Source organism: Streptomyces sp. NPDC007863 (assembly GCF_040633895.1).
GTDB lineage: Bacteria > Actinomycetota > Actinomycetes > Streptomycetales > Streptomycetaceae > Streptomyces.
Genome location: NZ_JBEYEI010000019.1, coordinates 72365 through 85380, shown reverse-complemented (window position 1 = coordinate 85380; position 13016 = coordinate 72365). Strand labels below are relative to the sequence as shown.

The following is a 13016-nucleotide window of genomic DNA, read 5'->3' as shown; positions in this document are numbered from 1 at the left end:
AGGGGCACCACGGCGACGGCGACGCGGGTGAACAGGGCCCGTCGTCAGGACCGTTGACGGTGGCAGCGGCGCGTCGCTAGTCTCCGCTCCAGATCCCGACCTGACCACCCGGGTTCTCCGCGACACCCCTTGGGAGCGCTCCCATTCCTTCGCTCTCCCATACCCGATCGTCCAGGACGAGCCACGGCTTCCCCACCGCCTCCCCACGCCTCCCGCCATCCCCCACGGCTCACGGCGCCACCCGCGCTTCCTGACGCCGCCCCACGACCACCCGTAGGAGCCGCACATGCCCCCCACCACGTCGTCATTGGTCCGCCGACCCGCGCGCCTCTCCGCCGCGATCCTGACGGGCGCGCTCCTCCTCGGCGGCCTCGTGACCGCACCCTCCGCCGCGGGCGCGTCGACCGCGGCGGCGGCGACCTCGGCCGTACGCGTCAACCAGGTGGGCTACCTGCCCGACGGTCCGAAGCGCGCCACCGTCGTCACCACGGCGCCACAGGCGCTCAACTGGCAGTTGCGGAACGCGGCCGGGACGGTCGTCGCCTCAGGATCGACCGTCCCGCGCGGCTCCGACGCCCCCTCCGGACAGTCCGCCCAGGTGGCGGACTTCTCCTCGCACCGGGAGACGGGCACCGGATACGTCCTGACCGTGGACGGCAGCAGCAGCGCCCCCTTCGACATCCGCGCGGACCTCTACGACGCGCTGCGCTCCGACTCGATGGCGTTCTTCCACCACCAGCGCAGCGGCATCGCGATCGACGCCTCCCTGGTGGGCTCCGCCTACGCGCGCCCGGCCGGTCACCTCGGGGTCGCGCCCAACAAGGGCGACACCTCCGTCCCGTGTCAGGCCGGCGTGTGCGACTACACCCAGGACGTCAGGGGCGGTTGGTACGACGCCGGCGACCACGGCAAGTACGTGGTCAACGGCGGCCTCTCCACCTGGCTGCTCGTCAACTCCTTCGAGAGGGCCGAACGGGCGGGCAAGGAGGCCGCGTTGGGCGACTCGACCCTGCGCGTCCCCGAGCGCGGCAACGGCGTGCCCGACGTCCTCGACGAGGCGCGGTGGGAGCTGGACTTCCTGATGCGGATGCAGGTGCCCGTCGGCAAGCCGAACGCGGGCATGGCGTTCCACAAGATCCATGACGCGGCGTGGACCGGCATGCCGATGCGGCCCGAGCAGGATCCCCAGCCGCGCGAACTGCACCGCCCCTCCACGGCGGCCACCCTCAACCTCGCGGCGGCCGCCGCGCAGTGCGCCCGCGTCTTCCGGCCCTACGACTCCGCCTACGCCGACCGCTGCCTGTCGGCCGCCCGCCGGGCGTGGAGCGCGGCGCAGGCCAACCCGGCGGTCTTCGCCCCGGACTCCGACGGCACGGGCGGCGGCGCCTACGGGGACACGCGGGTCACCGACGAGTTCTACTGGGCCGCCGCGGAGCTGTACGCGGCGACCGGCGAGAGCGCGTACCGGGACGCGGTCACCTCCTCGTCCTGGCACACCTCCGCCGACGCGTTCAGTCCGTACGGCTTCGGCTGGGCGGACACCGCCGCGCTCGGCCGGCTCGTCCTGGCCACCGTCCCGAACGGGCTGCCCGCCGCCGACACGGCCCGGATCCGCTCCTCGGTGACCGCCGCGGCCGACGGCTACCTGTCCAGGATGGCCGCCCAGGGGTACGCCGTGCCCGTCCCCGCGGACGGCTACTTCTGGGGATCGAACGGCGAGGTCGCCAACGACGCCGTCGTCATGGCCGTCGCCGGAGAGCTGACGGGCGACGCGCGCTACCGCGCCGGCGCCCTGGAGACCATGGACTACCTGCTGGGACGCAACGCCCTCGGCGTGTCGTACGTGACCGGCTACGGCGAGACGTCCGCCCAGAACCAGCACCACCGCTTCTGGGCGCACCAGCTGGACGCCTCGCTGCCCCACCCGCCGGCCGGTTCGCTCGCGGGCGGTCCCAACAGCGCGCTCCAGGACCCGGTGGCGCAGGAGAGGCTGCGCGGCTGCGCCCCCGCGGCCTGCTACGTCGACCACATCGACTCGTACTCGACCAACGAGGTGGCGGTCAACTGGAACGCCCCGCTGGCCTGGCTCGCCGCCTACGCCGCCGAGCGGACCTCCACCGGCGGCGAACCGCCCGCCGCCGCCTGCGCGGTGACGTACGCGGTGAGCAACGTCTGGAGCACCGGCTTCACGGCCAACGTCACCGTCCAGAACACCGGCCCGACGGCCGTGGACGGCTGGCAGCTGACCTGGTCCTACCCGGCCGGGCAGAACGTCACGAGCGCGTGGAACGCCACCGTCACCCAGAGCGGCACCGCCGTCAGCGCCCGCAACACCGACTGGAACCGGACGATCGCCCCCGGCGCGTCGGTGAGCTTCGGAGTCCAGGGGACCCACACCGGCTCGACCCCCTCCCCCACGGCCTTCACGCTCAACACGGGCGCCTGCGCCTGACCCGTCCGTCCGCCGAACCACCCGCGGGTCGGTCCTCCGCTGACGAGGAGGACCGCCGCGGCCCCCTCGACGCCCCGTCACCCCGCCGGCGTCCTCACGCGCCGGGCGCGGGACGGACCGTGACGCCGTTCCGTTCGAGCAGGGCCGCGGTGACCCCGTCGCCCGCCGTCAGCCGCCCGGTGAACGAGCCGTCGTGAACCGCGCCGCGACCGCACGAGGGGCTGCGCGGCATCAGCAGGGCCTCCCGGCAGCCGCCGCGCCGGGCCGCGTCGAGCGCGAGACGGGCGCCGGCGACGAACTCCGCCGTCACGTCGCGGCCCGTGTCGTCGACCACGCGCGCCGTGCCGTCGAGCACGGCGCCCCCGTCGCCGCCGACCAGCTCGGCGGGGCGCCTCGGGGTCGCGAGGCCGCCCGCCGTCTCCGGGCAGAAGGGGACCGGCTCGCGGCCCGCGAGCGCGGCCTCGATCTCCGGGGACGCCTTGTGCCGTCCGTCGAACCGGCACGGAACTCCGCGCAGACACGCGCTCACCAGGACTGTTTCCACACCGGCAGGCTATCCGTGACCCACCGCGCGAGGGGCCGTACGACGCGGAGGGGGCGTCAGGTCCGATCGGCAGCCGCCCGGCCGCGAGCACCGGGCAGGTGCACGACGAGGAGCGTGAAGGCGGCCAGCGCGAGGTTGCGGGCCGCGGCGTCCAGACCGTTCCAGTCGGACGACTGCCACATGGCGAACCACTCGCCGCCGATCGCGAGGAAGCCCACCCCGAAGAGCAGCAGCACCATCACCAGACCCACCGTGCTCGCCGCTCGGGCGCGGTCGTACGCGTCCCGGCGCAGTCCCGTGATCCAGAACCAGGTGGCGGCGAGGAGGACCAGCGCGGCCAGCGTCTCCCAGACGATGACGGCGACGTACGCGGCGTCCTGGAGGGCGGGCGATTCGATCGCCCGCCACATCAGGTCGGGGTCCTCGAAGGTGGTGTCCATGCTCAGGACGTGGCGGACGAACTGCTGGTTGGTGCCGAAGTCCGTGATGTTCCCGAAGGCGACCAGGGCCATGCAGAGCGCGACGGTCGCCGTGAGCGCGGTCGCCGCGACGGGCAGCGCGCCCAGCTCCAGCAGCAGGTTCCGCCGGGAGGCCGGGGCCTCTGGCGGGGAAGGGGTGTCGGAGTCGTTGCCGGTCGGCCGATGGGCCTGTCCCATGGGTGGGTCCTCCTCGTCGTGGCGTGGGTCCCGCGCTCGGACCGCGGGCCGCGTACGGTCTCCTCCCCACACGGACGCCCTTCCAGCCGCCCCGCCCCGCTCCCCCGCTCGTCCCGGGCCGGACCCCCACGGCCGGAGTCACCGCCGGAGGTCCGGGCTCCCGCGCTCGTGGGTCTCCTCGGGGCGCCGTGCGGGCTCAGGCGACGGTGGTGAGTTTCACCGGCTCGGTGCCGGCCGCGCTGTGCCGCTCGGCCCAGCCCTCCAGCGCCGTACGGCAGGCGTGGTCGAGGTGGTGCAGGCGCGACAGGTCGAGTTCGACCGGGCGGTCCTGCGGAAGCGACTCCAGGCTGTCGAGGATCTTCGGCAGGCGGAGGAAGGTGGCGTTGCCGGCCAGGTACGCCCGGATCGGGCCGGCGCCCTTGTCGACGACCTCCAGCCTCACGTGCGAGGCCTCCCACGCGGTCTTGGCGACCGCCAGGCCGAGGCCGATCAGGACGCCCTCGAACATGTTCACCACGACGATGGCGACGGCCGTGACCACCAGGACCACGGCCTCTCCCTTGTGCCCCCGCCACAGCCCCACGAGCTGGCGGAACGGGATCAGCTTCCAGCCCGCGTGCACCAGGATTCCGGCCAGGGCCGCGAGCGGGATCAGGGCGAGGGCGAAGGGCAGCACGGCGGCGAACAGCAGCAGCCACACGCCGTGCAGGACGCGCGACGCCTTGGTCCTGGCGCCGGCCTCGACGTTGGCGGAGCTGCGAACGATCACCGCGGTCATGGGCAGGGCGCCGAGCAGGCCGCACACCGCGTTACCGGTCCCCTGGGCGATCATCTCCTTGTCGTACTCGGTGCGCGGACCGTCGTGCAGCCGGTCCACGGCCGCCGCGCTGAACAGGCTCTCCGCGGACGCGATCAGCGCGAACGCGATGATCGTGCCCCAGACGGCCGGATCGGCGAGCTCGGCGAAGGCCTGGGCGCCGGGCAGCTGGACGACGCCGAGGAGGCCCTCCACCTCGACCGTGGCGACGGGCAGGCCGAGGCCGAGCGAGGCGGCCGTCGCCAGCACCACCGCCACGAGGGCCCCGGGCACGGACCGCACCCGCCCCGGCAGCTTCTTCCACAGCACGATGACGGCGATCGTGCCGGCACCGATCGCGAGCGAGGCCAGGGCCTCCGTGCTCCCGAGCGCGTCGGCGAACGCCCGGGGCAGACCCGCGATCTTGCCGATGCCGGTCTCCGGGGCCTTGAGGCCGGCCGCCGCGTAGAGCTGACCGGCGATGATCACCAGGCCGATGCCGCAGAGCATGCCCTCGACGACGGCGACGGAGATCGCCCTGAACCAGCGGCCGACCTTGAGGAAGCCCATGGCGAGCTGGAGCAGGCCGGCGGCCAGCACGATCACCCCGAGCATGCCCACTCCGTACGCGCTGACCGCCTCGAAGACGATGACGGTCAGGCCTGCGGCGGGCCCGGACACCTGGAGGCTGCTGCCTGCCATGCACCCGGTGACGAGACCGCCCACGATGCCGGTGACGAGGCCGAGTTCGGCCGGGACGCCGGAGGCGACCGCCACGCCGACGCACAGCGGTACGGCGACGAGGAAGACGACGACGGACGCGAGGAAGTCCTCGCGCAGGTGGGGGAAGCGGCGAGGCGTGCCGACCGTCGCGCCGCTCACAGCGCCTCGAACGCGTCGGTGTCCGGGCGGTGTTCGCGCACGGCGCCGGTGCCGACCTCGTAGTACCAGCCGTGCAGGCGGAGCCGGCCGTCCGCCAGCCGCCTCTCGACGCACGGGTAGGAGCGCAGCCGCAGCAGCTGGGTCAGGACGTGGTTCTGCACGGCCTCGGTCACGGCCGGGTCGGTCGGATCGGAGGACCGGGGTTCGTCCGCCGCGTGCGCGAGCCAGTCCCGTACGGCCGGCACGGCGGTCAGGTCCTCGCCGCGTACGAGCGCGCCGACGGCGCCGCAGTGGGAGTGCCCGCAGACCACGACGTCGCCGACGCCGAGGACCTCCACGGCGTACTCGATGGTGGCCGCCTCACCGGTGGGGGTGGAGGAGGCGTAGGGCGGAACGATGTTGCCCGCCGTGCGCAGCTCGAAGAGCTCGCCGGGACGGGCGCCGGTGATCAGGGCCGGGACGACCCGGGAGTCGGAGCAGGTGATGAACAGGACCGCCGGGGACTGGCCCGCGGCAAGGCCGGTGAACTCCTCCGGGCGCCGTCCGAAAGAGCGCGCGTTGTCGATGAGGGGTTGCATGGCGTGGTGATCCTCCTGGCGCGCGATGGCTGCGCGTCGGGTGCGTGACGGCTGTGTGGGGGGACTGCGGGGGGACTTGCGGCGAGAGAACTCCTCTACGCGTCTGCGAAGGGCAGGGTGACGGCGAGGGGCGGTGACACGAACGCCACGACGGCGAGGAGCGTCAACACGCCTCGTTTCGCCGATGCTCGTGACATGCGGCTTCTGTTTCTCTTTCGGTTGGTTGATACGTATAGCAGGAACCAAAGATTGGTCAAGGGAGGGTCAAGAAGCATGCTAATCCAGCAAAGTCGCATGCGGGGGCAACGTGAGGCGTCCACCCCAGGAGCGCCCTAAATGCGAGGGGGATTGGCCGGATCGAGTCGATCGCGAAAGCGATTTCGACGAGGCGTCGCCGATCCGCCGACGGGCGCGGCGAGGCCGCCCGCAGGGCAAAGACCGAGGCGCCCGACCTGGGCTACTGCCCGTCGGACGCCTCTCGTTCGCCGTGTGCACAGGGAGGACACGGCAGGCACGCACGTGCGGGCCGGGGGCCCGCTCACCCGGAACCGGAACCGGGAGGGACTTCTCAGTCCCGGTCGGGGACCGGCCGCCCCATCCACCAGTTGCCGGCGGCCTCGGGGTCCGGGCTGGTCCAGAACTCCACGACGGCGTCGGTGAATTCGGCGGGCGACAGCGTGCCGTCGCCGTCGGTGTCGAGGTGCCGGAAGGCCTCGGCCGCGTCCTCCTCCGTGAAGCCGGGGAAGTGCCCGCGCTGGAAGGCGAGGAACTCGTCGGGGCTGACCCGCCCGTCCTGGTCGATGTCCGCGATCTGGAGATAGGCCTCCGCGATCCTGCCGAGGGCGGCCCGGGCAGCCGCGGGGTCGCCGGACAGCGACCGGGTCGAGGCGACGAACTGCTCCCTCGGGATTCCCTGGCCGCCCGCCGACAGGAACGGCAGGTGCACCTCGCGCCAGATGCCCAGGTAGGCGTCGACGATCCGCCGCGCCTCCGGGGAATCCTCGGCGTGCCCGAGGGAGGACGCCACCCGGCGGCCCATCACCACGTGGTCGTCCTCCGTCAGTACGCCGTTGCCGTTCACGTCGAGCCGGTCGAATCCGCGTTCGATCTTCGCCGTCAGAAAGTCCTGGCCGGTCATCACCGCTCCTCGTCGTCGCGTGCGCCGCGGCAGGACGCGGGGACGCCCCTGCCACGCGGGGCAACGAGGGGCCGCTCGGAAAGGAAACGCCCTCGCCCAGGACGCCGAGGGCCGGTTCAGCCGCCGGCGGTCGCGGCCGGGTCGCACGTGCGCAGCCCCGTCACGTGGTTGCCGTCCGTTCCGTAGCCGGCGAAGGTCGCCCACTGGCCGGGCTGGAGCACACGGCACGGGGCCCATTGCCCGTTCGTGTAGTCGACCGTTATGGCGACGGCATCGCCGCAGCCGTTGTGGACGTCGGTGTAGCGCCAGCCCTGGACGTACTCCACGCAGTCGGGGGCGAGGGGGTCGGTGGCCGCGACGGCGGAAGGGGCGGCGGACAGGGCGAGCAGGAAGCCCGTCGACGCCAGGGCGGCGACAGCTCGCGGCAGGCGGTTCGTCAGTTCGGTCATGCGGTGCATCTTCGAAGCCCGCCCCTCCTTGCGCAAGTATCTGCAAATGTTTTCAGTCAGGCCGCGACGCGGCCGCGACCCGCGCAGGTCAGGCGACTTTCAGGAGCTTGCAAGCCCTGCGCCCCTCATGTCGCCCCCGACGCGCGCGACCGATCCCCGCCCCGCGAACACCATTGCCAAGACATGTGACATGTGCCATTTTACTGCGCATCCCGTCACCGACGGGTCCCCCAACTCGTCCTCCAGGAGCCGAACTTGCGCGCCTTGGCCATCGCCACCGCCCTGTTGATCGCCGTCGCCACCCCCGCTGCCGCCGCCCACGCGGCGCCCGCAGGCCGGGGCGAGCCCACCCCGGACCACGTCTTCGCCGACGCGGGGCAGCGCCCGGCCCACGGCACGAGCAAGGACACGCTCGGCCTGGCCGCGGCCGGAGGCGGCAGACTCGAAGCCCGGATCCTGCCCGTCGTCCACGACTGCAGCCCGGCCCTGCGCATTCGCGCCCAGGAGATGACCGCCGCCCAACTGGCCGCCACCTGCGCGAGCCTCGCCGGCCAGGACGCCTCCTTCCACAACGTGGTCAAGGACCCGGGCCCGGTCGCCGACGACCACAACACCACGCTGGAGGTCGACGTCTTCAATTCCAGCGCGGACTACAAGGCGTACGCCGGCCGGATCTACGGCATCGACACGAACAACGGCGGCATGTACCTGGAGGGGGACCCGGCCCGGACCGGCAACCAGCCCCGGTTCATATGCTACGAACGCACCGACGTGAGCCCCGGCTGGCAGATCTGGAACCTCAACCACGAGTACACCCACTACCTCGACGGCCGCTACGACCTCCACGGCGACTTCGCCGACAGCCAGACCACCCCCACCGTCTGGTGGGGCGAGGGCATCGCCGAGTACGTCTCCTACTCGTACCGCGGCGTCCCCTACACCAACGCGCTGGCCGAGGCGGGCAAGCACACGTACGCGCTGCGCACGCTCTTCGACACCACCTACGCCAACAGCGACGTCAACCGCACCTACAACTGGGGCTACCTCGCCACCCGCTACATGATCGAGCGGCACCCCGCCGACGTCGCGACCGTCCTCGGCCACTACCGCACCGGGAACTGGAACGCCGCGCGCGCGTTCCTCACCTCGCTGGACTACGAGAGCGACTGGAACGCCTGGCTGACGGACGTGTCGGCCGGCGCCTGATCGCGCGCGCCGGGGCATGCCGGCGTCGGCGCGGGCCGCCTCCCGCGCCGACGACCGCGCGTCAGGCGGTGCTTCCCACCGCCGGGGCGGTGGTGGAGGAGGCTCGCGAAGCCGCCGCGGCCCCTGCTGCCGACGACCAGCAGGTCCGCACCCTCCGACGCCTCGGTCAGGACACCGGCCCCCTCGACCGACCGGTATCCGGGCTCGCGTCCGCTACGCGTGTCCGTCGGCCAGGACACGGGGGCTGGCCGGTCTCCGTACCCGTGTCCGTGTCCGTGTCCGTGTTCGTGTCCGTGTCCGAGACGATGCGGCCGTCGCGCATGTGGAGGGCGCGTGGACAGCCCTCGGCCACCGACTGCTCGTGGGTGGCGATGAGGACGGTGGTGCCGTGGTCGCGGCCCAGCCGGACGACGAGGTCCATGACGGCGGCTCCCGTGGTCGAGTCGAGGGCGCCCGTGGGTTCGTCGGCGAGGAGGAGGCGCGGGGTGTCGACGAGGGCGCGGGCCAGGGCGACCCGCTGTTGCTGGCCGCCGGAGAGCTGGGCGGGGTGGGCGTCGGCGCGGTCGGCGAGGCCCACGGCGTCAAGGAGTTCGCGGGCGCGCGCGTGCTTGTCGTAGGGCGTGCGGCGCGGGAGGACGGGGGCCAGGACGTTGTCGAGGACGGTGAGGGCGGGGAGCAGGTGGAAGCGCTGGAAGACGAAGCCGACGGTCCTGCGGTAGCGCGTGAGGTCCTTCTTGCCCAGCGCGGTGATGTCGGTGCCGTCGACGAGGATGCTGCCGGCGTCGGCGCGTTCGATGGCTCCGAGCAGGTGCAGCAGGGTCGACTTGCCGGATCCGGAGCGGCCGGTGACGGCGACGATCTGGCCGGGCGGCACCCGGAGCGTGATGCCGTCCGCGGCGGTGATCCTGGCCTCGCCGCGTCCGAACGACCTCGACAGGCCGGTGATGTCGATGGCCACCCCCGGGGGCACGGGCGGCGCGGAGGGTGTCGTGGGGGTCGTGGGGCGGTCCATGGTTCAGTCCTCGGCGAGTAGGGGGGCCGTCGGCAGGCGGAGCAGGGCGGCGGCGGGGGCGAGCGCGGCCGTGGTGGTGAGGAGGACGCCGCCGAACGCGGCCGCCGCGGCGGTGGCGGCCAGGGCCGGGGTGAGCGTGCCGGTGAGCCAGACGACCAGCGCCGCTCCGGTGGCCGCTCCGACGGTCGCCCCGAGGGCGCCCAGCTGCGCGCCTTCGTGGAGGACGAGGCGTACGAGGTGGGCGTCGGACCAGCCGGTGGCCTTCAGGACCGCGAACTCGGCCGCCCTCTCCCGGATGCCGAGGAAGACGACGTCGGCGACGGCCAGCGCCCCGAGGAGGACGGTGCCGGCGGCGGCGGCGATGTCGATGCCGCGGACGCGCAGGGCGACGGCGTCGCCCAGGGCCGTGCCCACGACGCCGTCGTGGAAGGAGGTGAGGACGGCGGCGACGGCGGTGACCGCGCAGACGCCGACGGCGAGGGAGAGGGCGCCGAGCGCGGTCCGGCCGGGTACACGGGCCAGATTGGCGGCGGCGAGGCCCGCGAGCGTGCGGTGGCGACGTGGGCGGCGGGCCGCGCGTACGGCTGGGCGCAGGGCGCGGGCGGGGTGCCGGGGGGTGGCGCGCAGCGCCGGGGGCAGGGCGGCGAGGAGGCTGAGGGCCAGGGCGACGGGGAGGGCGAGCGCGGCGCGGCCGGCCGGCACGTCGATCCCCAGGAGGGGCGCCAGGGCGGCGGAGAGGACGGCGCCCAGCGTGCCGGCGGTGGCGCCGACGAGGGCGGTCTCGGTGAGGACGAGTCCGGCGACGCGGCGGCGGGTCCAGCCGAGGCAGCCGAGGACGGCGAGTTCCCTGCGCCGGTCGCGGACGCCCGCGCCGACGGCGTTGAGCAGGAACAGCACGCAGACGACGAGGACGAGGCCGGAGATGAGCACGCTCTTGCGGTCGGCGGCCTCGACGACGGCGACGGCGACGCCCTTGACCGACCAGCCCTCGCTGAGGGTGAGCGGGGCGCGGCCGTGGCTTCCGGCGCCGAGGAGGACGGTGCGGGGCGCCGGGGACGAGCCCATGGTGAGGTCGACGTCGAGGCCGGTGGCGCGGGTGATTTCCTCGGCGACGGTCCGGACGCGTTCCCGTGAGGCGGCGTCCGTGCCGGTGACCCCGGCGACCCGGACCCGGACGGCGGAGATGGGGGCGCGGGCCTGTTCGGACGCGGGGTCGAGGATCCGGGTGAGGGCGGCGAGCGTGGTGAGCAGCTGGGGCGGGGTGGCGAGGTAGCCGCCGGGGTTGCCGTTGGGGAGCAGCGGGCGGTCGCCGAGGAGGCGGCGGGTGGCCGCGTCGGCGGCGGTGGCGTCGACGGGGCGGTACGTCTCCAGGGGGACGCGGGAGAGCGCGGAGAACTCGGTGAGCCGGGCCGGGTCGAAGGTGCCCACGGTGACGGCGTCGCCGTTCCACTCGCCGGCGACGGCTTCCGGCGACCGGTACTCGGGGACGCGGTGCAGGGGACGGTGTGCGGTGTCCTGCGCGAACCGGGGCACGGGGAGGCCGGAGGCGTGCTCGGTGTGCCAGAGGGCCTCCTGGTCGACCGGGACCGGGGCGGGGGTGAGGGGGTCGGTGTCCCGGTAGTCGGGCCGCCCCGACTGGATGACGCGGGTGAGGTCGGCGGTGCGGGGCTCGGCGGCCCCGTACACCTCGTCGGCGGTGAACACGCGGGTGTCGAGGAGGGTGCCGGGCAGGGCGGCGAGGCGGGCGGCGAGCCGCTCTCCGGCGAGTCCGGCGATGCCGGGGCCGCCGGACTCCGCTCCTCCGCCGGACCCGCCGGACCCGCCGGACTCCTCCGCTCCTCCGGGGCGGGAGCGTTCGATGCCGACCCTGAGCTGTTCGTCGATCTGCGGGGCGGCCGAGGCGAGGAGGGGTACGTAGCGGTGGAGGGCGCCGAGTTCGTCGCGGCCGTTCTCGGTCGTCTCGTCCTGCCGCAGGTAGCGGCCCTCGGTGACGGCCTTGTCCAGGCCGACGAGCCGCGCCTCCTGCCCGGGATCGACGGCGGCCAGCAGCATGGTCATGGGCCACTGGACGACGGAGGTGAGACGTTCCCGCGCCACGGGCCGGCCGTGTTCGTCCTCGCCGGTGACGAAGGTGCCGTCGGCGGTGAGCCTGGCGGCCACCAACCAGCCGCGGCCGTCGGAGAGTCCGGAGACCGGCGGCTGGCAGAGCGGTACGCGACGGCCGTCCGGCAGCGCCTCCAGAACGGGCGCGAAGTCGCTTCCGCACTGCTTCTGGACGGGGCCGGGGTCGGTGCCGTCCGCGTAGTGGAGGGTCCCGCCGCCGCCCACCTTCGGGTAGCGCGGCCACAGGAGCGGGTTCTTCGTGACGTAGACCCGGGACGGCGCGTCGTCCGTGATGCGGCTGAGGCCGCGGTCGCTGTGCCAGGTCGGGCGCAGGGTGAGCAGTTGCCGCGTGCGGGCCCGGTCGACCTGTGCGGTGAGGTCGACGACGGCGTGGTTGTTGCTGACGACGTACCCGACCATGGCGACGGGGGCCGCCGTGTCCACCCCGGCCGTCCTCGCGATCCGTTCCTGCTGCGCGGCCGTGATCCCGCCGAACCGGCCCGACAGGAAGTTGGGCCGGACGAGTCCCTCGCCGTCCTCCAGCGCGCTCCGCGCCCCCTGGGGCCGGACGAGGATGTCGTACGCGCCCCGGTAGTTGTCGTCCACCGTGCCCGTGGTCCGCAGCTGGGAACTCCGCGCGCCGGCCGTGAGCAGCGTGAACCCGGAGGTCGCCAGGAGGATCCCGAGGACGAGCGCGAGGCTGCGCAGCGTCCGGTGTCGGAGGTGGAAGGCGGCGAGCCGCAGCACGGGGATCCTCTCACTGGGGGCGGGGCGGAGGGGCGGTGCCCGCGTCGGGCGCCGGCCGCCCGGTACGCGGCAGGGCGTGCGCCGCTGCCGCGTACCGGGCGTGCGAGGGGCGGTCAGGAACAGCAGCCCGCGTCCTGCCAGCCCGAGCAGAACGAGCTGTCCCAGCACATGTACTGCTGGCGCTTGGCCTGGCTGCTGCAGCTGCTGGAGGCGACGCAGCGGGTGTCCTTGACCCACCAGGTCGCCTCGGCCTGCGCGGTGGGCGCGAGCCGGTCGGCCATCTTGTCCGCGAGTCGCTTCAGGGTGCTCATGGCGTGATCCCTTCGCTGGGTGACCGCCAGGTGGCGGTCGGGCGGTGCAGAAGCTAGCGGCCGTGCCTACAGGGCTCGTCCCGGCCGGAGAGTACGCGGCGTGTATGCCGCCCGCCTAGGCTGCCGCGGCACCGGCCCTCCC

11 protein-coding genes are annotated in these 13016 nt (G+C 73.8%); 2 read left to right on the top strand and 9 right to left on the bottom strand.

All coding sequences use genetic code 11. The features are described 5' to 3' along the window. The first annotated feature begins 286 nt into the window (after window positions 1-286). The gene (locus ABZ621_RS27645; RefSeq protein ID WP_360609132.1) at window positions 287-2452 is read left to right on the top strand and encodes a glycoside hydrolase family 9 protein; all 2166 of its coding nucleotides are present in this window, start codon (window positions 287-289) and stop codon (window positions 2450-2452) included. A 94-nt stretch (window positions 2453-2546) separates the two neighbouring features. Here the strand turns inward: ABZ621_RS27645 and ABZ621_RS27640 are convergent, their stop codons facing one another. The 6 genes from ABZ621_RS27640 to ABZ621_RS27615 form a co-directional block, all read right to left on the bottom strand. Continuing rightward, a complete protein-coding gene (locus ABZ621_RS27640) occupies window positions 2547-2996 on the bottom strand; it encodes a DUF523 domain-containing protein (protein WP_360609131.1) in 450 nt (149 codons plus the stop codon). Between the two features lie 56 nt (window positions 2997-3052). Next, the gene (locus ABZ621_RS27635; RefSeq protein WP_360609130.1) at window positions 3053-3652 is read right to left on the bottom strand and encodes a DUF2165 domain-containing protein; all 600 of its coding nucleotides are present in this window, start codon (window positions 3650-3652) and stop codon (window positions 3053-3055) included. A 196-nt stretch (window positions 3653-3848) separates the two neighbouring features. Further along, window positions 3849-5330: a SulP family inorganic anion transporter gene (locus ABZ621_RS27630; RefSeq protein ID WP_360609129.1), complete on the bottom strand. Its 1482-nt coding sequence runs from the start codon at window positions 5328-5330 to the stop codon at window positions 3849-3851. Next, window positions 5327-5908: a carbonic anhydrase gene (locus tag ABZ621_RS27625; RefSeq protein ID WP_360609128.1), complete on the bottom strand. Its 582-nt coding sequence runs from the start codon at window positions 5906-5908 to the stop codon at window positions 5327-5329. The genes ABZ621_RS27630 and ABZ621_RS27625 overlap by 4 nt, the downstream gene beginning before the upstream one ends. 568 nt (window positions 5909-6476) lie before the next feature. Continuing rightward, window positions 6477-7046: an EF-hand domain-containing protein gene (locus tag ABZ621_RS27620; protein WP_360609127.1), complete on the bottom strand. Its 570-nt coding sequence runs from the start codon at window positions 7044-7046 to the stop codon at window positions 6477-6479. A gap of 116 nt (window positions 7047-7162) precedes the next feature. Beyond that, the gene (locus tag ABZ621_RS27615) at window positions 7163-7495 is read right to left on the bottom strand and encodes an alpha-amylase (protein ID WP_360609126.1); all 333 of its coding nucleotides are present in this window, start codon (window positions 7493-7495) and stop codon (window positions 7163-7165) included. Window positions 7496-7750: 255 nt separating this feature from the next. Here ABZ621_RS27615 and ABZ621_RS27610 point away from each other — a divergent pair, with 255 nt between their 5' ends. After that, complete coding sequence (locus ABZ621_RS27610; protein WP_360609125.1) at window positions 7751-8701, top strand: collagenase; 951 nt, start codon at window positions 7751-7753, stop codon at window positions 8699-8701. Window positions 8702-8867: 166 nt separating this feature from the next. Here ABZ621_RS27610 and ABZ621_RS27605 read toward each other — a convergent pair whose 3' ends face one another. The 3 genes from ABZ621_RS27605 to ABZ621_RS27595 form a co-directional block, all read right to left on the bottom strand. Beyond that, on the bottom strand, window positions 8868-9713 hold the full coding sequence (locus ABZ621_RS27605) for an ABC transporter ATP-binding protein (protein WP_360609124.1): 846 nt from the start codon (window positions 9711-9713) through the stop codon (window positions 8868-8870). A gap of 3 nt (window positions 9714-9716) precedes the next feature. Then, window positions 9717-12563: an ABC transporter permease gene (locus ABZ621_RS27600; RefSeq protein ID WP_360609123.1), complete on the bottom strand. Its 2847-nt coding sequence runs from the start codon at window positions 12561-12563 to the stop codon at window positions 9717-9719. Between the two features lie 113 nt (window positions 12564-12676). After that, window positions 12677-12874 carry a hypothetical protein gene (locus ABZ621_RS27595; RefSeq protein WP_360609122.1) on the bottom strand — a complete coding sequence of 66 codons (198 nt, stop codon included), beginning with the start codon at window positions 12872-12874 and terminating at the stop codon, window positions 12677-12679. Window positions 12875-13016: the final 142 nt, after the last annotated feature.

What these genes read in the sequence shown, in the direction of transcription:
- ABZ621_RS27645 (WP_360609132.1), top strand. Translation starts at nt 287, where the DNA reads ATGCCCCCCACCACGTCGTCATTGGTCCGCCGACCCGCGCGCCTCTCC.
- ABZ621_RS27635 (WP_360609130.1), bottom strand. Translation starts at nt 3,652, where the DNA reads ATGGGACAGGCCCATCGGCCGACCGGCAACGACTCCGACACCCCTTCC.
- ABZ621_RS27625 (WP_360609128.1), bottom strand. Translation starts at nt 5,908, where the DNA reads ATGCAACCCCTCATCGACAACGCGCGCTCTTTCGGACGGCGCCCGGAG.
- ABZ621_RS27620 (WP_360609127.1), bottom strand. Translation starts at nt 7,046, where the DNA reads ATGACCGGCCAGGACTTTCTGACGGCGAAGATCGAACGCGGATTCGAC.
- ABZ621_RS27615 (WP_360609126.1), bottom strand. Translation starts at nt 7,495, where the DNA reads ATGACCGAACTGACGAACCGCCTGCCGCGAGCTGTCGCCGCCCTGGCG.
- ABZ621_RS27605 (WP_360609124.1), bottom strand. Translation starts at nt 9,713, where the DNA reads ATGGACCGCCCCACGACCCCCACGACACCCTCCGCGCCGCCCGTGCCC.
- ABZ621_RS27595 (WP_360609122.1), bottom strand. Translation starts at nt 12,874, where the DNA reads ATGAGCACCCTGAAGCGACTCGCGGACAAGATGGCCGACCGGCTCGCG.